We start from the raw sequence: 25253 nt of genomic DNA, 5'->3' as shown, positions 1-25253 counted from the left end.
CTGCTGAGCAACTTCGTGGAAAGGCCCTCTCGTGAACGGATTCGAGGTTGTGCTCGTGGTCATTCTCATACTGATACTGCTGTTCGTGGTCGTCGCCCTGTTCCGGGCGGTGCGGATCGTCCCGCAGTCCTATGCGATTATCGTCGAGCGTCTGGGCAAGTTCCAGGCGGAGTACGGCGCCGGCATGCACTTGCTGGTGCCCTTCATCGACCGCGTGCGCAACACCGTGGATCTGCGCGAGCAGGTCGTCTCCTTCCCGCCGCAGCCGGTGATCACCTCCGACAACCTGGTCGTGTCCATCGACTCGGTCATCTACTACCAGGTCACCGACCCCAAGCGCGCCACCTACGAGATCGCCAACTACCTGCAGGCCATTGAACAGCTGACCGTCACCACGCTGCGTAACGTGATCGGCGCCATGGACCTGGAGCAGACGCTCACCAGCCGTGACCAGATCAACGGTCAGCTGCGAGGCGTGCTGGACCAGGCCACCGGCCGCTGGGGCATCCGCGTTTCCAATGTGGAGCTGAAGTCCATTGAACCGCCTGCCTCCATCCAGGGTGCCATGGAACAGCAGATGCGTGCCGAGCGTGACCGCCGCGCCGCCATCCTGACGGCCGAGGGCGTAAAGCAGTCCCAGATCCTCACCGCTGAGGGAGACCGGCAGTCCGCGATCCTGCGCGCCGAGGGCCAGGCCCAGTCGGCCATCCTCAAGGCACAGGGCGAGTCTCAGGCGATCCTCCAGGTATTTGACGCCATCCACCGGGGCAATGCGGACCCCAAGCTGCTGGCATACCAGTACTTGCAGACCCTGCCGAAGATTGCCAACGGTTCGTCGTCCAAGATGTGGATCGTCCCCACCGAGTTCACCGCCGCCCTGGACGGCATCGCCGACGCCCTGGGCGGCAAGTCCGGGGGCGGATCCGGCTCGGGCGCCTTCGGCGCACACACCGATGACGAGGTGAGCGTGGACGTCAGCGGCATGGACACGACGCTGGACATTGCCGACAACCTCGCCGAAACCAGTCTGCAGGCTCCCGAAGAGGCTCTTGCCCAGGCTCGGGGTGAGGCCGCCTCCGCTTCTCAGGAGGCCGAGGCAGCCGATGCGACGCCGGGCATGAGCCCCACGGCGCCGTCGTCGCCAGTGTCTGAACCGGCGCCCTCGGCGGACCGCTCAGGTGGGGGAGCCGCCACGACTACGCTGCCGACCTCCGGCCGTCGCGCCGACGCCCCTCCAGCCGGAGGAGTGCCGCCCTCCATCCCGCCCTCGGGTCTGGATGCGTGAGACGCGCCCCAACTACCTGCCGCCAGTGAAATAACAAGACGCTGAGGGGCTGCTGGTTGTAGCCTCACAAGGTGCTACTCAAGACACTTCGTCACTACCTGCGGCCGTACACGGTCCCGTTGACGATCGTCTTCTTCCTTAAGATCATCGAGACGATCGCCGTGCTGTCGCTGCCCACGCTCAACGCCGACATCATCAACGACGGCGTGATCACAGGCGATACGAACAGGATCTGGGCCCTGGGCGGGCAGATGCTCGCCATCACCGTGCTTCAGGGTGTCGTGGCCATAGTGGGGACCTATCTCGCGGCGAAGGCGGCCATGGGATTGGGCCGTGAGATGCGCCGGGACATCTTCAGCCAGGTCCAGAGCTTTAACCTTGAGGAAGTCTCCCGCTTCGGAGCTCCGTCGCTGATCACCCGCTCCACCAATGACATTCAGCAGGTGCAGATGGTCGTGTTCATGGCCAGCACCGTAATGCTCATGGCGCCGATCATGCTGGTTGGCGGCACCGTCATGGCCCTGCGTGTGGATGTGCCCCTGTCGGCACTGCTGCTGGTGCTTATCCCGCTTCTGCTGGTGGTGGTCGGAGCCCTGATGAGTCGGCTGCTGCCCCACTTCCAGGTGATGCAGTCCCGCATTGACCGCGTCAACCTTGTCATGCGCGAGCAGATTCAGGGCGTGCGCGTGATCCGGGCTTTCGTGCGGAAAAAGGAGCGCGGTCAGGTGTTCGCCCAGGCCAATGACGCGCTGACTGACACCTCGTTGCGCATCGGCCGGCTGTTCGCCATGCTGTTCCCCTCAGTCACGGTGATCATGAACCTGGCTTCCATTGGTGTGATGTGGTTCGGCGGGCAGCGGATCGACGACGGGCAGATGGAGGTCGGTGACCTGACCGCCTTCCTGAACTACATCATGCAGATCCTCTTCTCAGTCATGATCGCCGTCATGCTGGTGACCATCCTTCCGCGCGCCCAGGTGGCCGCCACCCGTTTCCAGGAGGTCATGGCCGTGGACCCGGCCATCAAGGCGCCGGCCGAGCCCCGCCATCTGCCCGCCCGCGGCGGGGCCGAGGGTGGTGGCCGCGGTCGTAGGGTGAGCCTGGACAATGTCACCTTCCGCTACCCCGGCGCCGACTCCCGGGTGCTGGCCGAAATCAACCTCGATATGGCGCCGGGCACCACCACAGCTTTCATCGGCTCCACCGGATCAGGTAAGACCACCCTGGCCAATCTGCTGCCGCGCCTGCTGGACGTCACCGAGGGATCGGTGAGCATTGACGGCGTGGACGTGCGCGACTTGGAACCCCACGAGCTGCGCGAGAACGTGGCGACCGTCCCGCAGAAGGCCTACCTGTTCTCCGGCACCATCCGCTCCACGTTGCTGCACGGACGTCAAGACGCCACCGATGCCGAACTGTGGGACGCCCTTGAGGCCGCGCAGGCGGCCGGCTTCGTGCAGGCATTGGATGACGGGCTCGATCACCAGGTCGACCAGGGCGGTGTGAACTTCTCCGGCGGGCAGCGTCAGCGCCTGGCCATCGCGCGGGCACTGGTGCGCCGGGCGGGCGTTTACGTCTTCGATGACTCCTTCTCCGCCCTCGACTACGCCACCGATGCCCGCCTGCGTGCGGGCCTGCCGCGAGCCACCGGCGGCGCAACGATCGTGGTCGTGGCCCAGCGCGTCGCCTCCGTGCGCAACGCCGATCAGATCGTCGTCCTCGATGAGGGACACGTGGTCGGAATCGGTACCCATGACGAACTCATGGACTCCTGTCCCACCTACACGGAGATCGTCCTGTCCCAGATCAGCGCCGAGGAGGCCGCATGAGCCACGGACCCGGGCCCCGGCAGGCCCCTAACCAGAAGGCACAGGACTTCCGCGGCACCTGGAGGCGCCTGCTGCGCGAATTGCGTCCGGAGCGGCTGCGCGTGGTCACGGTCATGGTGCTGACCGCCGCCGCCGTCGTCCTGAACGTGGCCGCCCCGAAAGTGATGGCACGCGCCACCAACGTCATTTTCGAGGGCGTGCTGGGCAGACTGCTGGCCTCCTTCGGGCTGCCGCGGGGGCTTAGTGGCAGAGAGCTCGAGCAGGTGCTGCGGGCTGCGGATCGGGACACCTATGCGGATATGCTCTCCGCCTATGACGTGGTGGTGGGCCGGGGCCTGGACAGTCACGCCCTTATGGTGATCCTGTTGCAGACTCTGGCCCTGTACGGACTGTCCGCACTGTTCCTGTGGATTCAGGGGCGCATTCTCGCCGGAGTGGTCCAGCGCACGGGGCAGCGTATGCGTGCCGAGGTATCGGCCAAACTGGACCGCGTGCCGCTGTCATACATCGATCACGGCTCGCGCGGCGATATGCTCTCCCGCGTCACCAATGACGTGGACAACATCACCCAGACCCTGCAGCAGACCATCTCGCAGGCGCTGAACTCGATCATCACCGTAATTGGCGTATTCGCCATGATGCTGACGGTCTCGGTGCAGCTTTCCCTGGTGTCGCTGGCTACCCTGCCCGTAGCGCTGATCATCACGCTGCTTATTGCCTCACGGGCCCAGCCCCACTTCACCGAGCAGTGGGATGCCACCGGTGACGTTTCCGGGGTGGTTGAGGAGGCCTTTACCGGCCATGAGGCGGTAACCCTGTTCAACTCCGAGCAGGCCTTCGAAGAGCTGTTCGAGAAGGAGAACAACCGCCTGTACGAGGGGTCTTACAAGGCTCAGTGGATCTCCGGCGTTATTCAGCCGGCCATGCGCGTGGTCTCCAACCTGAACTTCGTGATCATCGCGGTCATTGGCGGCGTCAGGATCACCAGCGGACAGATGACGCTGGGGGACGTGCAGGCCTTCATCCAGTACTCCCAGCAGTTCACCCAGCCGATCACCCAGTTGGCCTCCATGGCCAACCTGCTGCAGTCGGGCGCGGCCAGTGCCGAGCGGCTGTTCGAGATTATGGACGCCCCCGAGGAGACCGACGTCGCCGTCGCCGCCCTGCCCGAGCGGGTGGCGGGCCGCGTCGTCTTCGACCATGTGAAGTTCTCCTACAGCCCCGACACGGAGCTGATCACGGACCTCAGTCTCAAGGTTGAGCCCGGCCAGACCGTCGCCATCGTCGGTCCGACGGGCGCCGGCAAAACCACCATGGTGAATCTGCTTCTGCGCTTCTACGATCCGCAGGCCGGGTCAATCACCCTGGACGGCGTCGACACCCGGGAGCTGTCCCGCGACGAGCTGCGCGAGCAGATCGGCATGGTACTGCAGGACACCTGGCTGTTCGAGGGCACCATCGGCGAGAACATCGCCTTCGGCGCCGAGCACGCCACTGATGAACAGGTGCGGGAGGCGGCCCGGGCCGCGAGCGTGGACCACATTGTGCGCTCCCTGCCCGACGGCTATGACACAATCATCGACGACTCTGGGGCTGGGGTATCGGCCGGTGAGAAGCAGCTGATTACCATTGCCCGCGCCTTTCTCGCCGACCGCCAGATCCTGGTTCTGGATGAGGCCACCTCCTCGGTGGACACGCGCACCGAGCTGCTGGTTCAAAAGGCTATGGTGCAGCTGCGGCACGGACGCACGAGCTTCGTGATCGCCCACCGCCTATCGACCATCCGCGACGCGGACACCATCTTGGTGATGGAGCACGGCGACATAGTCGAGCAGGGAAACCACGAGGAGCTGATGTCTGCCCGCGGCGCCTACTACGAGCTGTACCAAAGCCAGTTCTCCGGCCCCGAGGCGGAGGAGGAGGCCGCCGTGGTGGCCGACCCGCTGCTGGCCGCGGTGGGGCGGGACACCGAGGGCAAGACTCGCTCGTGATTGTCCCCCTGGCGGATCTCGACGACGCCGATGAGCGGCTCGTCGACTACACGCGACTTACCGATGTGGCCCTGCGGCGCCGACTGGAGACCGAGCGCGGCCTGTACATGGCCGAGTCAACCAAGGTCATCACCCGGGCGGTGGCCGCGGGGCACGCCCCGCGATCCTTCCTGATGGCGCCGCGTCACCTGGAGCAGATGCGCCCGGTGATCGCGGCGGCCACCGGCTGCGGCGGGCGCGAGGACGGCGGCGACGTGCCGGTGTTCATCGCCCCGGAAGAGACGCTGGAGACCCTCACCGGATTCCACCTGCACCGCGGCGCGCTGGCAGCCATGCATAGGCCCGCCCTGGCCGGCGTCACCGAGCTGCTGGCCGGGGCCCGCGGCGGGGCCGGGGCGCGGCGCATAGCCATCCTGGAGGACCTGGTGGACCACACCAATGTGGGCGCCGTCTTCCGCAGTGCCGCGGCCCTCGGGATCGACGCCGTGCTGGTTACTCCGCACTGCGCGGACCCGCTGTACCGGCGCAGCGTGCGCGTGTCCATGGGCGCCGTCTTCCAGGTGCCGTGGACGCGCATTGACCGTTGGCCGGCCCTGGATGAACTACACGCCGCTAGCTGGACGGTGGCGGCCCTGGCACTGACTGACGACTCGGTCAGCTTGGACGCCTTCGCGGCCTCACCGGCCTGCACCGACCCGTCCGGACGGGTGGCTGTGGCGGTGGGCACCGAGGGCGATGGTCTGAGCCGGCGCATCATCGCCACCGCCGACGCGGTGGTGCGCATCCCGATGGCTGGGGGAGTGGACTCCCTGAACGTGGCCGCGGCGGCCGCCGTCGCCTTCTGGGAGCTACGGGCATGTCCTTAATTTTGCGACGAGTGCGGGCACAAGTGATTGGGGGCCGTAGAACAAGCCCGGTATGAATGCAAGGTGGCCGACACCCCGGGGGTGCCGGCCACCAGCCGTCAGGCACTTGAGCGGTGCCCGGACAGTCGCGGATCGCCCTTACAAGTGGGGCGGTGCCGTGCTCAGGCGGTGAGTCGCAGCAGCGGGTCGCCCGGGGCGACCTCGCCGGAGGCGATCGCCTCCACGGAGGCGAAGGCCGCCGTGTTGGTGATCAGCACCGGAGTGGTCAGCGGGTGACCGGCCTGTTCCACGGCCACACGGTCGACGCGGACCAGCTCCTGACCCGCCTCAACGCGATCGCCCTGCTTGACCAGGACCTCAAAGCCCTTGCCCTCCATCTCGACCGTGTCCAGGCCGACGTGAATGAGCAGTTCGATGCCCGAGTCCAGGTTGATGCCGTAGGCGTGGCCGGAATCCGGAGCTACTACCACCGTGCCGGCCGCCGGGGCGGTGACCACGATCTGCCGGTCCGAGGGCTCTATGCCAACGCCCTGGCCGACGGCGCCGCCGGAGAACACCGGGTCGGCAACCTCGCTGAGAGGCACCACCGTGCCCTGCAGGGGGGAGACCAATTCGGTGACCGTGCCCTCAACCAGCGCCGGCTTGGGCTGTTCGGCCTGGGCCTTGGCGGCCTCCTCCAGCGCCAGGTCGGCGGCGGTCTCCTCGGGGGAGGCCTCGACCGCGCCACCGGCGGCCGCAAGGGCCTCCGCCTTCTCCTCCGCCGTGCGGTAGTCGGAGATGAACAGGATGATGAAGGAGGTGAAGAATGCCGCCGCGATCGCGATGGCGTACAGCGCCATGGGGGAGAAGACCGGGATAGTCAGCAGCGAGGTGAAGGCGAAGGTTCGCGCGTCCACGCCACCGCCCAGGCCCACGATGAGACCACCTACGGCGCAGCCGACCAGCATGCGCGGGTAGATGCGCTTGAAGCGCAGGTGAATACCGTACAGGCTCGGCTCGGAGATACCGCCGAACAGGCCGGCCACCAGGGCGCCGAAGGACGTCTGGCGCATCTCGTTGTCCCGATCCCGGATGGAGATGGCCAGAACTGCTGCGGTGGCGCCGAAGCAGGCGAAGTTCCAGGCACCCATGGGGCCCTGAATGAAGTCGTACCCCAGGGAGTCGATGTTGGCCAGCATCAAGGCGTTCAAAGGCCAGTGCAGGCCCAAAGGCACCAGGAACGGATACAACAGCGGAATGATGATGGCGAAGATGATCGGAGCCGTGTTGTTCAGCCATGCCAGGCCGGTGCCCAGGGCGGTACCGAGCCAGACGCCGATGGGGCCGAGGAGGAAGGCCGTGACCGGCATCATGATCACAAAGGACAGGAAGGGAACGAACACCATCTGCAGGTTCGGGGAGATGATGCGGGTCAGCCCCTTGTACAGCGGCGCCAGCAGCGCCACCATGATCAACGGTGTGAACACCTGGCCGCCGTAGTCGTTGAGCTGCATGGGCAGCCCGAACACAGTGGCGGTGCAGAAGTCCCGGTCGAGGACATCGTTGTGGGTGCACACGACATCTGCGGTCTTGGTCAGATCGCTCATGTCGATGAAGTTGGGCGTGATCAGGGCCGCCATGACGGCCGTGCCCACCCACGGATCGATCCGGAGCTTCTTGGAGGCGTTGTAGGCCACCATGATCGGCAGGAAGTAGAACACCGAGCGGTACATGGCGTCTACGAAGACGAGCCAGGCGGGCTTGACATCGGCGCGGGTATCGATAAGCCCGAAGGCCTCGGCCATGGCCTCGCCGGCGATGATGAGGGAGGTGCCCAGCAGTACCGGCAGCAGGGGCCGGAAGGAGTCTGACAGGTACTCGAAGAATGCGTCCACGAAGGCGTTCTTGCCGCGGGCCTTAGCTCGGGCGGCGGCCTTGACGTCAGCGTTGGACTGACCGGATCGGGCGCCTGCGCCGCCCTTCATGGCGGGCAGGTTCATGATCTCGTCGTACACGCCCTGCACGGCGCCGCCGATGATGATCTGGTAGCGGTCGCCCGCCTGCGGGACCGCACCCATCACGCCGGGGATCTTCTCCACCGTGGCCTTGTCGACCACGGAGGCGTCCTGGAGCTCGAAGCGCAAGCGCGTCGCGCAGTGGGTGAGGTTGACAATGTTCTCGGGGCCGCCTACGGCTTCGAGAATCGCTTCTGGAGCGGATGTGGTTGTTGCCATGTTGACCTTACCGTCGGCCGCCGGCCCCACACGTTCGGGGCGGGCGGGCTGGGTTGGAGGGGGCCCGGTTGCATAGGACCCCGCCTGCCAGGGTAGCGCCCTCGGGGGTGATCCGGCACATATTCACCCTCGCTGCTGCATCATCAAGGGAAACGCGCCGCACACACCAGCTAAGTCGAACCCGCTGCGGTGCGCTGTGAGCGAGCGCCGGTATCCACCGCATTGCTTGGGCGCACCCTGTACCACTCGCATCCACAGGAGGCCTGCGGGGCCGTCCGCTTGTGGCGCACGCTATGGCCGACGGCGAGGACGCCGTCGTACCGACTAGCACCGATACCACATCCAGCAGCACCGCGGTGCCTCAGCTGCGCGTATGGCAAGGGTGCCAACCATAGGAGAAAACTCATGAACCCGCAGTCATCCACATCCCCCCGCGTGTCCACAGGCCAAAGCATGCCGCCCCGCACCGCCCCGGGGCTCGTACAGGAGCCGGATCAGGAGGAGGGCCTGTATGGACCCCGAGGGTGGACCGTACGCGCCGGCGTGTGGCACGCCCTGGCCGACTGCCGCGACGATCTGCGCTCCACTGTAATCCCGGCGCAGTTCGGCTTCGCACCTGCCGGCATCATTACTGCCGAAGGAACTCCGCAGGATGACTACACGCCCTTTCACGACCTCGGGCCTGCAACTGCCCGAAGACTGCTTGAGGTTCTGCCCGCCGAGCAGCTGCGCGACCGCCAGAACCTCGGTCCCAGCTTGGGGGCCTTGCTGCGCGCCTGTGTGCGCGCGAACGGTCGGGTGCGTCTGTCCGGCTACGGCATCGGCCCGCAGCGTCCCGATGAGCGCGTTAGTGTCGAGGGTCTGTGGATCGAGGACCCGGATCTGTTGGAAGCGCTCATCAACGCGATAGTCGGTGAGGATGAGGGCTATCGAGGCTGCTGCGGGTGTCAGGACCATGCGGTCTATGAGGTCTACGAGGATGGTGCGGACTACGAGGACTGTGAGGACCTAGAAGCGGAGGAGTTGGCGGCGCTGATGGACGGTCTACAGCGGGTTTGGAGCCGTGTGGCCGAGCGCTACGACTTGGACGCCAACGCCGGTCCCGACGAGTTCAAACCACTGCGCCGCCACTGGACGCACGGTGCCCTGGGCGCCTGGCTGTGGTGGGACTGAAGTGCTGCCGGGTGATAAGGCACCCGCCTAGGCGGGACCGATGTGACGGACAACCGGGTCGGCCGCGTGCTCGCAGGGACCGGCGGCTACCCGGATGCCCGTAGCATGCGCATCGTGATCAACGTCCAGGACCTAACCATGCGCATCGGCGCCCGGCAGCTGGTAGCCGGAGCCACCTTCCGGGTGGACAAGGGCATGCGCATCGGACTGGTTGGACGCAACGGGGCAGGCAAGACCACCATGACCAAGCTTCTGGCTGCCGCCTCGGTGGCGCAGGGCACTAGCCGGGCCGTGGCCGACGCCGACGAGCGTCACGGCTTGGAAGCCGTCGAACACGAGGGTCGAATCACCTGCAACGGCTCGGTGGGCTACCTGCCTCAGGACACCCGTGTGGGGGACTTGAACGAGATCACGCGTGACCGGGTCCTGTCAGCCCGCGGCATCGACGCGCTGCTGGCGCGCATCCGCCGGGCCGAGCAGAAGATCGCCACCACTCAGGGCGGCGCTCAGGCCAAGGCGCTGGACCGGTACACCCGGCTTGACCATGAGTTCACCATGGCTGGCGGCTACGCGGCCGCCAGCGAGGCCGCCCGCATCTGCGCCTCCCTGGGGCTTCCCGACAGGGTGCTCGACCAGCCAATCGGCACGCTGTCCGGCGGGCAGCGGCGCCGCGTCGAACTGGCTCGGGTGCTATTCCAACGGCCCGACACGCTGCTGCTGGACGAACCCACCAACCACCTGGACCACGACTCAATCCTGTGGTTGCGCGACCACCTGCGCGGCTACTCCGGCGGTTTCGTGGTCATCAGCCACGACGTGGAGCTGCTGCGCGACACGGTCAACCAGATCATGTATCTGGACGCCGGCCGCGGGGTTCTGGATGTCTACCACCTGGGCTGGGACGCCTACCTGAAGCAGCGCGCTGATGATGAGAACCGACGCCGGCGCGAGCGTGCCAACGCCGAGAAGAAGGCGGCGGCGCTGCGTGCCCAGGGGGAGAAGATGCGTGCCAAGGCCACCAAGGCCGTGGCCGCCCAGCAAATGCTCAAGCGCGCCGATCGCCTTATGGAGGGGTTGGATGCCGAACGCGCACAGGAGAAGGTGGCCCACCTGCGCTTCCCCGATCCGGCCCCGTGCGGCAAGGTGCCGCTGCGCGCGGCCGGACTGTCCAAGGCCTACGGCTCGCTGGAGGTCTTCGCCGGAGTCGACCTGGCCATAGACCGCGGCAGCCGCGTGGTGGTCCTAGGCTTGAACGGCGCCGGCAAGACCACGCTTCTGCGGTTGCTGTCCGGCACCGAGGAACCCGACGCCGGGAAGGTCGTGGCCGGAACCGGGCTGAAACTCGGCTACTACGCCCAGGAGCACGAGACCATCGATGACTCTCGCACCGTGGTGGAGAACCTGCGCGGCGCCGCCCCCGGCCTGGACGACACCGAGGTGCGCGGCGTGCTGGGCTCCTTCCTATTCTCCGGAGCCGATGCCGACAAACCTGCCCACGTACTGTCCGGCGGGGAGAAGACCCGCCTGGCGCTGGCACTGCTAGTGGTTTCCAGTGCCAACGTGCTGTTACTGGACGAGCCCACCAATAACCTCGACCCCGCCAGTAGGCAGGAGGTCCTGCGCGCCCTGAGCACCTTCGCGGGCGCCGTCGTCCTGGTCACCCACGATGAGGGAGCCGTCAAGGCGCTGGACCCGGACCGGGTGCTGCTGCTGCCCGATGGGGACGAGGACCTGTGGAGCGAGGACTACCTGGAACTGGTTACGCTAGCATGACGTGCATGTGACGGTGAGTGCGATCACTGCTGGCGGTGTTCCCATCCACCAGGCGGTAGGACGTAAGGTGAGGGGAACATCCTGAACCGTCGGCGTGTTCGCCCCGGTGCAAGGCACCCATTAGGAGGAGACAGACATGGCTCAGAACACCCTGACCGACGCTTCTAGCGACACGACAACCGGAGCCCCCGCACACGAGGTGCTGCTGACCGAGGCCGCTGCTGCGAAGGTGGCCGGCTTGCTGACCCAGGAGGGGCGTGACGACCTGCGTCTGCGAGTGGCCGTGCAGCCGGGCGGCTGCTCCGGACTGGTCTACCAGCTCTACTTCGATGAGCGCGTCCTTGATGGCGACGCCATCCGCTCGTTCGCTACCGGTGACGCTGAACTCGCGTCCGTGGAGGTGGTGGTGGACCGGATGAGCGTGCCCTACCTGAATGGCGCCACCATCGACTTCGCCGACACGATCGAGAAGCAGGGTTTTACCATCGACAACCCCAATGCGGTGGGTACCTGCGCCTGCGGAGAGTCCTTCCACTGATCCATTGAGCGCCCAACCGGGCGCTGACCGGCCCCACCTGTCACCGACCCCTACGGGTGTCGGTTCTGTAATGCGACGGGGTGGCGCGGCTGACACTCGTAGCCCGTCCCTCCCGTCGGCATCCGCAAGCACATAAGGAGAAAAGATTGCGCCGTGCCGCGACCGTGCTGCCCGCACTGGCCCTTTCCGCCTGCCTGGCGCTGACGGGCTGTTCCGACTCTTCCGGTGATGCTGCGGCAACGGCCTCGGCCGATGCCCCCATTGCCGTGTTGACCAACGTCGACTGTTCCAAGCTCACCGTTGACAGCGACGCCGACTCCCTGCCCACGCTCACCGGTGATGCCGGGAACGAACCGACCATATCCTGGGGTCAGGCAGACGCACCGGCGAACCTGACCGTCAAGACCCTTGAAGCGGGCGAGGGCACGCAGGCCGCCGAGGACTCCATCGTTGTGGCCAACTACGCCGGCTGGGAGTGGGGGGCGACCGAGACATTTGATTCCTCTTACGCCCGCGGAGAGGCGACGCCGTTCAGCCTGCAGGGGGTGATCTCCGGCTGGCGCTGCGGCCTGACCGGACACCGCGCCGGCGACCGCCTGGAGTTGGCGATTCCGGCGGAACTGGCCTATGGCCAGCCCGCGGCAGCACCGAACTCTCCTTCCGGACCGCTGGTGTTCGTGGTCGAGATCGAACGCGTGCTTACCCAGAGCGAGCTCGCTGAGGCGTCTGAAGGGGCGCAGGCGGCATCAAAGGATGCGGTGGCCGATCCGCAAGCCGAGCAGACGCTGGCACAGCGCGGCGTCACAGTCACCGGCGATCTGGGGACGGCGCCCACGGTCTCTGTTGCCGAAGGCGCCGCCGAGCCCACGGCGGTGGAGACTGTGGTGACGGCCCGTGGCAACGGGGAGACGATTGCAGACGGTGATTACGTGGTGCTGGAGACGGCGGCGGTCAACTGGACCAATCCGGACTCCTTCCAGTCTTCCTGGGAGGAGGGAGTGCCGCAGCCCACTGTGATCTCACAGGACTCGCCCATCATCGGTGGCTTGGTCGGCGTTCCGGTCGGGTCCCGCGTGGTGATTCTTGTTCCCGGCGATGAGTCTCAGGGAACCATCGCAACTGCATTCGTGGTGGACGTGGCGGCAGTGCTGTAGGACCCGGGCGTCCATAACATTCGGGGGCGTGCACGCCGAAGACAACGGCGCGCACGCCCCCCGGTTATGCCTGCGCCTCAGCGCACGATCAGGGCTTCGGTGCGGGCCACGGCATCGGCCAGGCGCTGCGAGACGTCCTCCCAGTTCACCACCTGCCAGACGGCCGCCAGGTAGTCCGCCTTGACGTTGAGGTAGTCCAGGTAGAAGGCGTGCTCCCACATGTCGATCTGCAACAGCGGGATCGTGCCTACAGGGACGTTGCCCTGCTGATCGAACAACTGGAAGGTGACCAGACGCCCGGAAACGGAATCGTAGGCCAGCACCGCCCAGCCGGAGCCTTGGATGCCCAGTGCAGCGGCGTTCAACTGCTGCTTGAGGGCGGCGAAGGAGCCAAAGGAGTCTTTGATGGCCTGCGCCAACTCGCCCTCGGGTTCGCCGCCGCCGTTAGGAGACAGGTTCTTCCAGAAAATCGAGTGGTTGATGTGCCCGCCGAGGTTGAAGGCGAGGTTCTTCTCCCACAGGTTGATGGCGGCGAAGTCGCCGTCGGCACGCGCGGCGGCCAGCTGCTGCAGGGCGGTGTTGGCGCCGGTGACATAGGCGGCATGGTGGCGGTCGTGATGCAGCTCCATGATGCGTCCGGAGATGTGCGGCTCCAGGGCTGCATAGTCATAGGGGAGCTCTGGCAGCGTGTACTGCGGTGTGGTGGCGTCCGTCGGTGCGGTCATTGCGGTCCTGCCTCGCGGTGAATACGGTGGTGTGTGCTGATGGTCGAGGCCACAGACTCATGTGTGAGACTGAAGTCCTAGACCGAATTCATGGTAGACGGTGATCGGTCCGCAAAGAAGAGTGGGCGCGCCCAGGCGACGCGATTACACTTAGCGCTAAAGCCCGTCGCCCACAGGAGGACCCCATGACCGACCAGGTGCAGCCCGCCACCCTCGATCTCCTTGTCTTCTCCGATGACGCTACCGTGCGCAAACAGGTGATCGACGGCGTGGGACGCCGCCCCGCCAAGGGCATGCCGCTGGTGTCCTGGACCGAGGCGGCCACCGCCGACGGGGTCCGCCTGGCCATCAAGGACCGCCAGCAGGCCGGTGACGCCCCTTTCGCCGCTCTCGTGCTGGACGCCGAGACGAAGAAACTGGGCGGCATGGGTCTGGCCCATGAGTTGTTCACCGAATTGGACCGGCGGCCCCCAGTGGTACTGCTGACCGCCCGTCCGCAGGACGATTGGTTGGCGGCCTGGTCCAAGGCGGAGGTGGTAGTGCCGCGGCCATTGGACCCGGAGACTTTGCAACAGGGCGTGACCAAGGCGCTACGTGCTCGCCGTGGCTCGGTGACTCCAGCCGGCTGAGACCAGTCGACCACGCGGGGGCGGCGCCGCGTGGATGCACAACTTGCAGCTAGACCTCCGCCTCAATTACCCGCCGGTGGCGGGCGGCGGCCCCCACCGGCCAGCACAGCGAAACCGGATTTGAACAGGCTGAGCCCGCGTCGTCGTCGAGCCCTTCGACCTGCACGAGCCGGGCTCCGGCGTCAAGCACCCAGTCGGCCAGCAGCGCCGTCTCCTCCACACTCGTATCCGCTCCGACACGTCCCGGTCTATCCACCACCTGCGCGGTGGCGCGCACAGTGGCAATCATGGGGCGCGGATCAGCGCCGGGCGGGGTGATCGCCGAGCCGGCCAGACGTCCCCAACGCACGTTCACCAGCTCCCAGCCTCCACCACTGCGACGTCGGGCCGCCATCAGCTGCGGGCAGGTCAGCAATGGCCGGATCTTCTCCGCCCGGCACACTCCCAGCAACAGCGCCCGCAGCCGGCGGGTCCACATTCCCGCCTCCTCATAGCGCTGCGCAGCTGACAGCGCATTTATCCGCTCCAGCAGCGGAAGGGCCACCAGGTCGATCTCCCCTGCCAGCGCCCGAGCGGCGACCTCGGCGTCGGCGGGGGAATCGTCGCGACGCACCGTGTGGCTGGAGAGCCCGTCCCAGGGATCCAGGCGCAGCACCGACTCGGCGGCCCGCTGCGCCTGTAAGGCCGCGCTGCGTGAGGGGAAGGGGCCGACGGCGCTGTTCGCCTCCTCGAGCGGCAGCACGGTGGTCAGGGCCAGCCGCGGGCGTGGGGATCTGACCAGGTGCAGCCAGGGGCGGCGCTGTGGTGAGCGAGAATGTCGGTTGACCGGCGGGTCGAGTTCGGCAATCAGCCGCAACTCGCGCACGCGGGCCTCCACCTCCGTGGGCGTTTCGATCACCCGCACCGCCACGGCCGTGTCCAGCATGCGCGCCACCTTGGTGCGTTTCTCCGCGGCCGTGAAGTAGGAGCGCACCCGCCGATGCAGGTTCACGGCGCTGCCCACGTACAGCACCTGACCGGCGGGGGATAGGAACTGATACACGCCGGGAGTGGCCGGCAGGTCGTCGGCGAGTCGGCTCTTGACCCGACGGGATGCGGGCACGGGGTCGGTGGCGGTGGCCAGGTCCTCCAGGTGGGTCACACCGAGTGGCGCCAGCGCCTCAAGAGCGGCGTGCAACACGTGCACGGTGGCACGGGCGTCGTCCAGGGCCCGGTGGGCGGGCGAGGTCGGTGAACCCACGAACGCCGCCAGGGTGCCCAGCTTGTGATTGGGCACATCCGTCCTGGTCCAGGCCCTACGGGCTAGAGCCAGGGTGTCGATCACCCTCGGTTCGTGCCAGTCCAGACCCAACGCGCGGGCCGCCCCGCGCAAGTGGCCGAGATCGAAGCGGGCATTGTGGGCCACCGCCACCGTTGCCGGCTCCTGCAGCCCCGCCCATTGCAGGAAGGCCGCCAGCGCCTGTTCGGTCGGCGGGGCGTCGGCCACCATGGCATTGGTGATGCCGGTCAGGAGCGTGATCTGTGCGGGGATCGCGGCGCCGGGATTTACGAGCGTGGAGTATTCCGAATCCACCACGCCGCCGCGCACTTTCACCGCACCGATCTCGGTGATGGCGTGGGCACCCGGAACGCCGCCCGTGGTCTCCAGGTCGACGACCACGAAGGTAACCTCGCGCAGCGGTGTGCCCATATCCGCGAAAGAAGGCTGAATATGACGCCGTACCGGCCCAGTGTGCCCGCGGCCGCCATCGTCACCGGGTGCAGTGCTTGCGGGCGGATGGGGCGAGAGCGCTTCTAAGGGCACATCGCGAGGCTAGACTCTATGAGCAGCCGATCCAGCCGCGGACACGCCCGGCGGGCGTACCCGGACGGCCCGGCGACGTCTCGCCCGCCGCAGCACAGGAGGTCCCACGTTGGGGTACCGAGGTATCAAGGCCGCCGTCGGCCCGGCCATGGAGATGCTCTATCAGCCCTGGATCCGCGGCGAGGAGAATATCCCCGCCGAGGGCGCCGCCATCCTGGCCTCCAACCATCTGGCGGTAATCGACTCCTTCTTCCTGCCGCTACTGGTGGATCGTGAGGTCGCCTTCATCGGCAAGTCCGATTACTTCACCGGCAGGGGAGTCAAGGGTTGGGCGGTGAAGAACTTCATGACCGCCGTCGGCACCATCCCTGTGGACCGTTCCGGGGGCAAGGCCTCCCAGGCGGCTCTGCAGGCGGGTATCGACCGCTTGCGTTCGGGTGAGCTGTTCGGCATCTACCCCGAGGGCACGCGCAGCCCCGACGGACGTCTGTACCGCGGCAAGACCGGGGTGGCTAGAGTCACTCTGGCCACCGGTGCTCCGGTGATTCCGGTGGCCATGATCGGCTCCAACCTCGCTCAACCCATCGGGCAGGTGGTGCCCTCCACCCGGCACCGCGTGGGCATCGTCATTGGTGAGCCACTGGACTTCTCCCGCTACCAGGGCCTGGAGAACGACCGCTTCGTGCTGCGCTCCATAACCGACGAGATCATGTATGCGCTGATGTCCCTGTCCGGTCAGGAGTACGTGGACCTGTATGCCGCGGACGTGAAGAAGGCGATGGACGCGGAGAAGAAGACGGCCGCGGAGGTTGTCGAGGAGATGCTTGAGGAGCTTGCCGCCAAGCGGCCCTCCGCGGCCCCGGTCGAGGCCCCCGGCGGTCGGCCCGCCCCCGACGTCGAGGTACCCGAGCCACCGGAGGAGCCGGAGGATGCGGAAGAAGAAGATGCGGAGGACACCGAGGGGGCGCCTGAGGGTGACGAGGGCTTCGAACCGGATGCCGAGTCGCGCTCTGACGGCGACTGACAGTACGGGGCCGAAATGTCCAAGATCGGCACGAACGGAGCTGGCGCGCCGGTCTGCGTTTTCAGGAATGTTGGAATCATGCGTATTCTTTGGGTAGTTCTTGGTCGGTCGACGCCGTTCATGCCGAATCCGGACAGTTTCACCCGGGCATGACCGCGAACTTGCGCGGCAACCGGGCGAGTATCGCGGCGGCGGGCGCTACGACGACCGCCAGCGCCAGGCAGGCACCTGCAAAGCCGATCCCCTCGGTGAGCGCGCCACTCAGGGTAGGGCCAATGAATAGACCTCCGGCGTAAGCCAGGTTGTAGAGGGAGTAGGCGCCGCCGATAGCGGGAGGTGTGGCCATGGCTCCCTGAACGCCTATTAGTGCACCTGCCGGTGCCACCAGGAGGGCGATTGCGCCGCCCAGACAAACCAGTCCGGTGATGACTACTGGGAGGCTCGGCCCGATTCCCACCAGAACCAGGCCTACGGCTGCGGCGGCGGCGCCCAGTAAGGTCAGCCCCCTTGGTGATACGTGTGGCAGACAGGCTCCGACCAATGGGTTCAGACAGGCGCCGACTAGGGTCAGCAGCGCGAACAGCAGGCCGATGCCGGTGGGGCCGGTGCCGAATGCCTCCGCCAGGTGCGTGGGGAGAACCGGCTCAATGCAGGAAGTGACGGTGGCGCCGAAGAGAATCAGCGCGACTACTGGCCAGCATCCGGGCGTGCGCAACACGTCCATCGCGGTGGCGGGGTCGTCATCGGGTGGCGGGTCCGAACGGATGAAGACAATCCGCAGTACACCGTCGATCACCAGTAGCGCGGTCGCACAGAGGAAGGGAGCCGAATGCCCTCCGAGCCCTGCCAACCAGCCCGCCAGGGGCGGACCGGCCAGTACGCCGACCGAAACCATGCTCATTGCCAGTCCGAGATAGGTCCCGCGTTGCCGCAGAGGTACGGTGGCGGCGATCAGTGACAGCCCGGCCACCCAGCTCAATCCGGCGGCGGCTCCCTGGAGCGTGCGGGCCGTCAGAAGCAACCAGTAAGGACCACCGATGGTGAACAGCAGACACGCGCCTGCCAGGCCCACCAATGCGGCGAGCAGCGGCCCGCGAGGACCGCGTTTGTCCACAACTCGCCCGGCGATAGGAGTGACTATCACCAGTGCGGCCGCATAGGCGGCGAAGAGCAGGCCGGTTGCCGAGGGGCCGGCCTCGGTCACGGCGCGGAGCAGCGGGAGTACCGGGATGAGAATCCCGTAGACGAGCATGTCGGTGAACAGGGCGACGCAGGCGACCACGACGGCCATGCGTGGGCTGGTTGTGGTGTCGGATGACGATGGTTGCATGACAGTCCTTCTTTGGTGTCAGACCGATTCCACGGCTATCAGTCCCGCTACCAGGGCATGCGCCGTAGCCTCGCAGCACTTGGGCTCGGGCAGGTCGTCTGGTGTGAGCGCCGCGGTGAGCGTGGCGCCGTACAGGAATGACGTGATGTTGAACCGGGCGATGTCTAGCGGAGCGCGCAGCCGCTCCTCGCACTCGGTCAGAAGCCCGATGAGCAGCGCCGACCACCGCGCGAGTGCCGCCTCCTTCTGCTCCATTGCGGACTTGATCGCCGGTGCCTGCGGCGCTACGAGAACGGTGACGACGGCGAGTTCGCGGAAGGCCGTGTCCCCATGAAGTCTGCGCAGGTAGTCCGCCAGGAACGCCGTGAGCCGCACCTCTGGGGCCGCGGAGGCGTCGAGCGCGGCGAGGAGCGCCTCCCCCTGGTCGCGCCATTGCTCTGACAGGACGGCGTCGAGCAGATCGCGCTTGCCGGTGAAGTGGTGGTAGACGGCGCCGCGAGTCACGTCGGCGCCGCGGGCCACCTCCACCAGCGAGCAGGCCTCCCAGCCGTCCTTCGCGAAGTGGTGCAGGGCGGATCGGATGACGGCCTGGCGGGTCTCGGCGGCCTCGGCGGCGGTGCGACGCATGCTTACAGACAACCATGTATGTATAACTTCGTCAAGTGTCTGCGCGGCGCATGAGTCGTGTACACGTCAGTGTTGTGGCCAGATTCGTTGCCATGTCGGTCGACGCTGACATGCCGTTGCGGGAGGTGAAGAACCACCTGTCCGAGGTCGTCGGCCAGGTGGAGCGGGAGCATAACCGTGTAACGATCACCCAGCACGGTCGCCCCGCGGCGGTCGTCATCTCTGCGGATGACCTGGGGTCACTTGAGGAGACGCTCGACATCCTGAGTCGCCCCGCGCTAACCGAGTGGATCCGCTGCGAGACAATCCGCATCGCGTCGGCCAGCCTCTGTGCTTTGAGCTGGCCGGGCTCCACAGTGCGCGACGGGGCGATTACCGCATCATCTACAGAATCGATGACGCGGCGTCGGTGCCGCTTTCGCGTGCGTCGGCCTTCGAGTCCCGCGTAGCACACCAAATGCCGGGTCCGGACAGTACGCCGAACCCGGTTACAGCCCGACTGCGGTCAGCAGCCCAGGGATGCGGACTTCTTACGCAGCAGCGCCTCGTCCGTCGAGTCTGCCCATCGAGTCTGACGCGTAGGCGTCGAAGCCGTGGTTTCCGATGAAGGCGGCCCCGGCTCCTAAGCGTCTCAGATCCGCGAGCCGCCGTTCCACCCGGCCTGCGGGTGATGGCGTAGTACTCATATTCATACCGACTCCAGGGAAGCCCCGGATGTTGTGACTGAGCCGCTACTGGCCAAGACCACGTCGACGGACACCGTCAGTAGATTCGACAACTCCTCCTGAAGCTCCAACAGGTCGAGGATGTCCGCACCTGCTGGAAAGCGGACCAGCAAGTCGATGTCGGATTCGGGGCGATCCTCGCCGCTGGCTACGGAGCCGTACGCGTCGATAACCTCGCATCCATGCGAACCGGCCAACGCGATGACCTCTTTGCGCGCAGCGCGCAGCAGAACTGAGGGGCGCACCTGTAACGCCTTTCGCAGCCGCTCCTGCGTGTCAGCGGACGGACGGCGCGCGCCGGACTCGATGGCGGCAATGAGTGGTTGGCTGACACCGGTGCGGTCCGCGAGTTCGCGTTGGCTCAGCCCCGCCGCGTGGCGACGGAAGCGGATCCAGTCACGTTCGGTGCGCTGTGTCACGCATCCATGATAACGCGGGCGTGATCGCCGAATGGGACGTCAAGGCGGCGGTCCGACCGGCCTTGGCCGGTTCCGGCACGTCACTTCCACCGGTCTCGGTGCGTAACGAGTGCCGGTCTCGGGAGAATTCGGGGTTGGGGTGAATCTGTCTGCACAGCGGGGGCGTCCCGGTAGGATGGCTGCGACAAGCCCCACTACCTACGAAAGGTTTCCGATGTCGATCCGTCGCGTCGCCCTCCTCACCGCGGGCGGCTTCGCCCCCTGCCTGTCTGCCGCCGTCGGCGACCTCATCGAGCGCTACACCGAGGTCGCCCCCGAGGTTGAGATCATCGCCTACCAGTACGGCTACCACGGCCTGCTCACCGGTAACTACGTCGTCATCGACGACGAGGGCCGCAAGAACGCGGGCGTGCTGCGCCAGTACGGCGGCTCCCCGATCGGCAACTCCCGCGTCAAGCTCACCAACGCCAAGAACCTGGTAGAGCGCGGCCTGGTCAAGGAGGGTGTCGACCCGCTCGCCTTCGCCGCCGAGCGCCTGCGCGAAGACGGCGTCGACGTGCTGCACACCATCGGCGGTGACGACACCAACACCACCGCCGCCGACCTGGCCGCCTACCTGCACGAGCACGACTACGACCTCACCGTAGTCGGCCTGCCCAAGACCATCGACAATGATGTCGTCCCGATCCGCCAGTCACTGGGTGCCTGGACGGCTGCCGAGCAGGGCGCCGGCTTCGCTCTTAACGTGATCGGCGAGCACCGCTCCAACCCGCGCATGCTGATCGTCCACGAGTGCATGGGCCGCAACTGCGGTTACCTCACCGCCGAGACCGCCCGCCGCTACCACGAGCTGCTCAAGGACCGCCAGTGGGCCCCCTCGCTGGGTTTGGCCAAGGAGCGCTGGGACGTGCACGCCGTGTTCGTGCCCGAGGCCAAGCTGGACATCGCCGCCGAGGCTGAGCGTCTGAAGGCCATCATGGATGAGCAGGGCAATGTCAACATCTTCTTGTCCGAGGGAGCCGGCGTCCCTGAGATCATTGCGGAGATGGAGGCCAAGGGTGAGGAGGTCCAGCGGGACCCCTTCGGCCACGTAAAGCTCGACACCATCAACCCCGGCCAGTGGTTCGCTCGCCAGTTCGCCGACCTGATCGGCGCCGAGAAGGTCATGGTGCAGAAGTCCGGCTACTACTCGCGCGCCGCCGCGGCCAATGAGGAGGACCTGGCTCTGATCAAGCAGATGTGCGACCTCGCAGTCGACTGCGCCCTGCGTGGCGAGCCCGGCGTGATCGGCCAGGATGAGGAAAACGGTGACCGACTCGGCGCCATCGCCTTCGACCGCATCGCCGGTGGCAAGCCCTTCGACATCACCCAGCAGTGGTTCGTGGACCTGATGGCCGAGCTCGGCCAGAGCCTCGAGCCCGCCGCCACCACTGACGGCGAGGCCTGAGCACGGACCCATCGCCATATGGACGGGCCGGCATGGAGGCGAATGATCGCGTCCAGGCCGGCCCGTCTTGGTGCACACTGTTTGGTGTTCACTGCGCTGTCCCTTTCCGCGGTCGTCTCTAGCCCTGCCAGCCCGAGTGAGCGTCCAGCCGTCCGCTCGGGCCGAACATGCCCGTGTCCCACGTCCCACGTTTCGGCGCACCGCCCACCGCCCCGCCGAGCTCACCTATGCTGGCGCCATGATGAACGAGCTCCACGTTCCCGGCGGAGCGTCCGACTGGCGGCAGCACTACGCCGCCCAGCAGCCCCGTTACCCGGACCCCCAGGCGCTCGCCGACGCCGCGGCGGACCTGCGCACCCGCCCCCCGCTGGTATTCGCGGGCGAGGTCGACTCCTTGCGTGAGAAAATGGTGTGGGCCTCCCAGGGACGCGCCTTCGTACTCATGGGCGGGGACTGCGCGGAGTCGTTCCACGACAACACCGCCATCAATATCCGCCTGAAGCTGCAGACCATCTTGCAGATGGCGGCCGTGTTGACCTATGCCGCCTCCACGCCGGTGGTCAAGATCGGCCGAATGGCCGGCCAGTACGCCAAGCCGCGCAGCTGCGACACCGAGACTCGCGACGGCGTGACCCTGCCCTCCTACCGCGGGGACTCGGTCAATGACCACGCCTTCACCCCGGAGGCGCGCGTGCCCGACCCACAGCGCATGGTGGACGCCTACCTGCGTGCCGGAACCACCCTGAACCTAATCCGCTCATTCACCATGGGCGGTTATGCGGACCTGCGTGAGGTCCACTCCTGGAATCGCGGCTTCACGGCTAACCCCGCCTATAAGCGCTTCGAATCCTTCGCCGAGGAGATCGACCGCGCCATGCGTTTCATGGAGGCCGCCGGCGTCGACTTCGAGGCCCTGCGACAGGTCGACTTCTACGCCGCCCACGAGGCACTCCTGCTGGAGTACGAGGACGCCATGACGCGTGAGGACTCCCGCTCCGGCCGCCTGTATGACACTTCCGCCCACTTCCTGTGGGTGGGGGAACGCACCCGCGGAGTCGATGATGCCCATGTGGCCCTGCTCGCCGGAGTTCACAACCCGGTCGGGGTCAAGATCGGCCCGACAACCACCCGCGATGAACTCCTGGCTCTGATAGACCATCTCAATCCCACTGGCGATCCGGGCCGACTCAGCCTCATCACCCGCATGGGCGCGGACCGTATTCGGGACGTGCTGCCGCCCCTGGTGGAGATCGTGCAGGCGGACGGGCGACCGGTCACCTGGATCACCGACCCCATGCACGGCAACACCATCACCTCGGACAACGGCTACAAGACCCGCCGCTTCGACACGGTGATGGAGGAGGTCCGGGGGTTCTTCGAGGTGCACCGCCGCCTGGGCACGGTGCCCGCCGGCATCCACGTGGAACTGACCGGAGACGACGTCACCGAGGTTCTCGGCGGCGGTGAGCATATCGACGAGGCCGCCCTGGCCCGCCGCTATGAGACCCTCGTGGACCCGCGGCTGAACCACCAGCAGTCCCTGGAGATGGCCTTCGAGGTAGCGGAGATGCTGCGCGACTGAGCGCTGCGGGCGTGGAGCAACGGTAGTCAAGGCCGAGGCTCAGACCACGTTCAAGGTCACCCTGGAGCCCTTGCGCACTCTTTCACCGGCCGCAGGGTCGGTGGAGTGAACGGTGCCGAAAAGGCCTCCCATGATCCGGGACACCCTGGTGTCCAGCCCGGCCTCCTCCAGGGTCGCAATGGCATCTTCCTCACTCATCCCGGACACATCGGGCACAGTAACCATCTGCGGACCCTTGGACACGGTTACGTCCACCGCGTCACCATGGTAGTAGCCACTATCACCGGAGGAGGGGGACGAGGAGATGATCAGGCCGGAGGCGACGGTATCCGAATAGGACTCCGACTGGGTGCCGAGCGTCAGCCCGGCCGCTTCCAAGGTGGTGGTCGCATCCGCCACACTCATGCCGGTCACGTCCGGGATGGTCGCGGGCTGGCGCCCCAAGGACACCACGATCGCCACGGCGGTGGAGTGATCCACCGTGGTGCCCGCCCGCGGGTCGGAGGAGATGACCATTCCGGAGGCGAAGGAATCGGAGTAGGTCTTGGTGACGGCGCCGAGCGACAGCCCCGCTTCCGTTATGGCGGTGGCGGCGTCCTCCTCGGTGACGCCGACGACGTCGGGCACCTTCTTGCGCTCAATGCCCCGAGAAATCACCGGTGTTACCGCCTCACCCGGATGCACGCGGGCGTCAGCGGCCGGGGAGCAGGAGATCACCGAATCGGCGGGCACAGTGTCGGAGTAGACGCGTGTGGGAGCGCCCCACACCAGTCCCACGGCCTCAACCGCCGCCTGCGCTTCGGCGGCGGTCATTCCGACAATCTGCGGCACCGGCACGGTGTGTCCTGGGCCCAGGGCGAAGTACCAGGCACCTGCGCTCCCGGCGGCCAGCAGCAGGCCCGCGGCGATCAGCGCGCGTCGGCCCGTCCCGCCCACGGGGGAGCGGGAGACCTTCTGCGTGGCACGCTCGTCCTCCTCGCGGGACAGCGCCGACCGCTCCAGGGCGCGTGTACTGCCGTCCCGCCCCCGAGTGGCCTCATCCGGGGCGATAGAACCAATTGGCAACGACACCGTGCGCAACCCGGCGCCGGGTGTGGCGGCGTCGGCAGGAAGCTGAGCGCCGTCGTCCTCGACCTGCTCCCCGTCCGTGGAGGCCATGGCGGTGCGGGCGGCTTCCGCGTTGGCCGCCAGTACCTCCTGCGTGCGCACCGAACCGGTGGCGCCCCCGCGCTTGACGGAAAGTTCGGCATCGGTCAGGGCCGATACGACCTCCCGCAGGCGAGTCAGCGCGGTATCGGCATCGGCTAGACGGGAGTGCGGGTCACGGCTCGTCATCACCGACACAAGCTCATCGACCCGTTCTGACAGATCCGGCAGTCGCAGTGAAGGGGCAGGGATGTCCTCGTGCACGTTACGGAAGGCGATCTGTATGGGCGTATCCGCAGCGAATGGCTGCACCCCGGTGAGCAACTCGTACAGGATCACGCCGACGGAGTACACATCGGCGCAGGGGGCGGAGGAGCCGGTGGTGATCAGCTCGGGCGCCAGGTAAGCGACCGTGCCCAGCACGTTCCCGGTGGTTGTCTGGGCGACCTCGGTTACGGCGCGGGCCAGCCCGAAGTCGGCGACCTTGGCGACCGAGCCGTCGGCGGGAAGCAGTACGTTTTCCGGCTTGATGTCGCGATGGACCAGATCCGCCCGGTGCGCGGCACCGAGGGGGCGCAGCACCTGCGCGGTCAGACCGAGCGCCTCCCGCACGGTCAAGGGCCCGGCGGTTATCAGGTCACGCAGATTGGGGCCTTCGACCAACTCCATCACCAGATAGGCGACGCCGTCGAGACTGCCCTGGTCGTACACGGATACGACTCCGGGATTCGACAGTCGCGCCGCCGCCCGGGCCTCGCGGCGGAAGCGGGCCACGAAGTCGGGGGAGTCGGCCAGGTGGGGGTGCATGAGCTTAAGCGCCACCAGGCGGTCCAGGCGGCGATCGTGCGCCCGGTAGACGGTGGCCATGCCCCCACGGGCGACGCGGTCGACGATCTCATAACGAGCGTCGACCAGGCGGCCGATGAGAGGATCCTTGGTCACGGTGCCGAGTGTACGGGGCAATGCAGGCACC

20 protein-coding genes are annotated in these 25253 nt (G+C 66.9%); 13 read left to right on the top strand and 7 right to left on the bottom strand.

What is annotated here, in order from left to right; all coding sequences use genetic code 11:
* Positions 1 to 31: 31 nt before the first annotated feature.
* The 4 genes from CWT10_RS08905 to CWT10_RS08890 all read left to right on the top strand — a co-directional run bounded on the left by CWT10_RS08905 (position 32) and on the right by CWT10_RS08890 (position 5971).
* Positions 32 to 1285 carry an SPFH domain-containing protein gene (locus CWT10_RS08905; protein ID WP_103062704.1) on the top strand — a complete coding sequence of 418 codons (1254 nt, stop codon included), beginning with the start codon at positions 32 to 34 and terminating at the stop codon, positions 1283 to 1285.
* Between the two features lie 71 nt (positions 1286 to 1356).
* Positions 1357 to 3114 (top strand): ABC transporter ATP-binding protein, encoded by a 1758-nt coding sequence (locus tag CWT10_RS08900; RefSeq protein ID WP_103062705.1) that lies wholly within the window; start codon positions 1357 to 1359, stop codon positions 3112 to 3114.
* Positions 3111 to 5105, top strand: coding sequence for an ABC transporter ATP-binding protein (locus tag CWT10_RS08895; RefSeq protein ID WP_103062706.1), 1995 nt, complete (start codon positions 3111 to 3113; stop codon positions 5103 to 5105). The genes CWT10_RS08900 and CWT10_RS08895 overlap by 4 nt, the downstream gene beginning before the upstream one ends.
* Complete coding sequence (locus tag CWT10_RS08890) at positions 5102 to 5971, top strand: TrmH family RNA methyltransferase (protein ID WP_103062707.1); 870 nt, start codon at positions 5102 to 5104, stop codon at positions 5969 to 5971. Before CWT10_RS08895 ends, CWT10_RS08890 begins: the two co-directional genes overlap by 4 nt.
* 161 nt (positions 5972 to 6132) lie before the next feature.
* On the opposite strand, the gene CWT10_RS08885 is transcribed toward CWT10_RS08890, so the two are convergent.
* Positions 6133 to 8184, bottom strand: a complete 2052-nt coding sequence (locus CWT10_RS08885) for a glucose PTS transporter subunit IIA (RefSeq protein ID WP_103062708.1) — start codon at positions 8182 to 8184, stop codon at positions 6133 to 6135.
* A 405-nt stretch (positions 8185 to 8589) separates the two neighbouring features.
* Between CWT10_RS08885 and CWT10_RS17380 the strand changes: the two genes are divergently transcribed.
* The 4 genes from CWT10_RS17380 (at position 8590) to CWT10_RS08865 (ending at position 12822) form a co-directional block, all read left to right on the top strand.
* Complete coding sequence (locus CWT10_RS17380) at positions 8590 to 9357, top strand: hypothetical protein (protein WP_233188091.1); 768 nt, start codon at positions 8590 to 8592, stop codon at positions 9355 to 9357.
* A 114-nt stretch (positions 9358 to 9471) separates the two neighbouring features.
* Complete coding sequence (locus CWT10_RS08875) at positions 9472 to 11130, top strand: ABC-F family ATP-binding cassette domain-containing protein (RefSeq protein WP_174722000.1); 1659 nt, start codon at positions 9472 to 9474, stop codon at positions 11128 to 11130.
* 136 nt (positions 11131 to 11266) lie between these two features.
* Entirely contained in the window at positions 11267 to 11668 is a 402-nt protein-coding gene (locus tag CWT10_RS08870; RefSeq protein ID WP_103062709.1) for a HesB/IscA family protein, read from the top strand.
* Between the two features lie 146 nt (positions 11669 to 11814).
* On the top strand, positions 11815 to 12822 hold the full coding sequence (locus CWT10_RS08865; protein ID WP_158247621.1) for an FKBP-type peptidyl-prolyl cis-trans isomerase: 1008 nt from the start codon (positions 11815 to 11817) through the stop codon (positions 12820 to 12822).
* 77 nt (positions 12823 to 12899) lie between these two features.
* Here the strand turns inward: CWT10_RS08865 and CWT10_RS08860 are convergent, their stop codons facing one another.
* Positions 12900 to 13547 carry a superoxide dismutase gene (locus CWT10_RS08860; RefSeq protein WP_103062711.1) on the bottom strand — a complete coding sequence of 216 codons (648 nt, stop codon included), beginning with the start codon at positions 13545 to 13547 and terminating at the stop codon, positions 12900 to 12902.
* Positions 13548 to 13732: 185 nt separating this feature from the next.
* Here CWT10_RS08860 and CWT10_RS08855 point away from each other — a divergent pair, with 185 nt between their 5' ends.
* Positions 13733 to 14176, top strand: a complete 444-nt coding sequence (locus CWT10_RS08855) for a DNA-binding transcriptional response regulator (protein WP_103062712.1) — start codon at positions 13733 to 13735, stop codon at positions 14174 to 14176.
* Positions 14177 to 14225: 49 nt separating this feature from the next.
* On the opposite strand, the gene CWT10_RS08850 is transcribed toward CWT10_RS08855, so the two are convergent.
* Positions 14226 to 15866 (bottom strand): DEDD exonuclease domain-containing protein, encoded by a 1641-nt coding sequence (locus CWT10_RS08850; RefSeq protein WP_233188092.1) that lies wholly within the window; start codon positions 15864 to 15866, stop codon positions 14226 to 14228.
* Positions 15867 to 16089: 223 nt separating this feature from the next.
* Between CWT10_RS08850 and CWT10_RS08845 the strand changes: the two genes are divergently transcribed.
* On the top strand, positions 16090 to 17004 hold the full coding sequence (locus tag CWT10_RS08845; protein WP_103062713.1) for a lysophospholipid acyltransferase family protein: 915 nt from the start codon (positions 16090 to 16092) through the stop codon (positions 17002 to 17004).
* Between the two features lie 139 nt (positions 17005 to 17143).
* Here CWT10_RS08845 and CWT10_RS08840 read toward each other — a convergent pair whose 3' ends face one another.
* Entirely contained in the window at positions 17144 to 18334 is a 1191-nt protein-coding gene (locus CWT10_RS08840; RefSeq protein ID WP_233188093.1) for an MFS transporter, read from the bottom strand.
* Between the two features lie 18 nt (positions 18335 to 18352).
* On the bottom strand, positions 18353 to 18961 hold the full coding sequence (locus CWT10_RS08835) for a TetR/AcrR family transcriptional regulator (protein WP_103062715.1): 609 nt from the start codon (positions 18959 to 18961) through the stop codon (positions 18353 to 18355).
* Positions 18962 to 19011: 50 nt separating this feature from the next.
* Between CWT10_RS08835 and CWT10_RS17665 the strand changes: the two genes are divergently transcribed.
* Complete coding sequence (locus CWT10_RS17665; RefSeq protein WP_218937318.1) at positions 19012 to 19410, top strand: type II toxin-antitoxin system Phd/YefM family antitoxin; 399 nt, start codon at positions 19012 to 19014, stop codon at positions 19408 to 19410.
* 239 nt (positions 19411 to 19649) lie between these two features.
* Here CWT10_RS17665 and CWT10_RS17370 read toward each other — a convergent pair whose 3' ends face one another.
* Positions 19650 to 20105 carry a helix-turn-helix domain-containing protein gene (locus CWT10_RS17370; protein WP_103062716.1) on the bottom strand — a complete coding sequence of 152 codons (456 nt, stop codon included), beginning with the start codon at positions 20103 to 20105 and terminating at the stop codon, positions 19650 to 19652.
* A gap of 214 nt (positions 20106 to 20319) precedes the next feature.
* Between CWT10_RS17370 and CWT10_RS08820 the strand changes: the two genes are divergently transcribed.
* Positions 20320 to 21552 carry a pyrophosphate--fructose-6-phosphate 1-phosphotransferase gene (locus CWT10_RS08820; protein WP_103062717.1) on the top strand — a complete coding sequence of 411 codons (1233 nt, stop codon included), beginning with the start codon at positions 20320 to 20322 and terminating at the stop codon, positions 21550 to 21552.
* A 238-nt stretch (positions 21553 to 21790) separates the two neighbouring features.
* Complete coding sequence (locus CWT10_RS08815) at positions 21791 to 23134, top strand: class II 3-deoxy-7-phosphoheptulonate synthase (RefSeq protein WP_416171705.1); 1344 nt, start codon at positions 21791 to 21793, stop codon at positions 23132 to 23134.
* 39 nt (positions 23135 to 23173) lie between these two features.
* Here the strand turns inward: CWT10_RS08815 and pknB are convergent, their stop codons facing one another.
* Entirely contained in the window at positions 23174 to 25222 is a 2049-nt protein-coding gene (pknB, locus tag CWT10_RS08810; RefSeq protein WP_103062826.1) for a Stk1 family PASTA domain-containing Ser/Thr kinase, read from the bottom strand.
* Positions 25223 to 25253 lie beyond the last annotated feature (31 nt).

Origin of the sequence: Actinomyces qiguomingii (assembly GCF_004102025.1) — a bacterium.
Taxonomy (GTDB): Bacteria; Actinomycetota; Actinomycetes; order Actinomycetales; family Actinomycetaceae; genus Actinomyces; species Actinomyces qiguomingii.
This window is presented reverse-complemented; position numbering and strand designations above follow the sequence as displayed.

What these genes read in the sequence shown, in the direction of transcription:
- CWT10_RS08835 (WP_103062715.1), bottom strand. Translation starts at nt 18,961, where the DNA reads ATGCGTCGCACCGCCGCCGAGGCCGCCGAGACCCGCCAGGCCGTCATC.
- CWT10_RS08820 (WP_103062717.1), top strand. Translation starts at nt 20,320, where the DNA reads ATGTCGATCCGTCGCGTCGCCCTCCTCACCGCGGGCGGCTTCGCCCCC.
- CWT10_RS08895 (WP_103062706.1), top strand. Translation starts at nt 3,111, where the DNA reads ATGAGCCACGGACCCGGGCCCCGGCAGGCCCCTAACCAGAAGGCACAG.
- CWT10_RS17380 (WP_233188091.1), top strand. Translation starts at nt 8,590, where the DNA reads ATGAACCCGCAGTCATCCACATCCCCCCGCGTGTCCACAGGCCAAAGC.
- CWT10_RS08855 (WP_103062712.1), top strand. Translation starts at nt 13,733, where the DNA reads ATGACCGACCAGGTGCAGCCCGCCACCCTCGATCTCCTTGTCTTCTCC.
- CWT10_RS08815 (WP_416171705.1), top strand. Translation starts at nt 21,791, where the DNA reads ATGATGAACGAGCTCCACGTTCCCGGCGGAGCGTCCGACTGGCGGCAG.
- CWT10_RS08860 (WP_103062711.1), bottom strand. Translation starts at nt 13,547, where the DNA reads ATGACCGCACCGACGGACGCCACCACACCGCAGTACACGCTGCCAGAG.
- CWT10_RS17665 (WP_218937318.1), top strand. Translation starts at nt 19,012, where the DNA reads ATGAGTCGTGTACACGTCAGTGTTGTGGCCAGATTCGTTGCCATGTCG.
- CWT10_RS08850 (WP_233188092.1), bottom strand. Translation starts at nt 15,866, where the DNA reads ATGGGCACACCGCTGCGCGAGGTTACCTTCGTGGTCGTCGACCTGGAG.
- CWT10_RS08885 (WP_103062708.1), bottom strand. Translation starts at nt 8,184, where the DNA reads ATGGCAACAACCACATCCGCTCCAGAAGCGATTCTCGAAGCCGTAGGC.
- CWT10_RS08840 (WP_233188093.1), bottom strand. Translation starts at nt 18,334, where the DNA reads ATGCAACCATCGTCATCCGACACCACAACCAGCCCACGCATGGCCGTC.
- CWT10_RS08870 (WP_103062709.1), top strand. Translation starts at nt 11,267, where the DNA reads ATGGCTCAGAACACCCTGACCGACGCTTCTAGCGACACGACAACCGGA.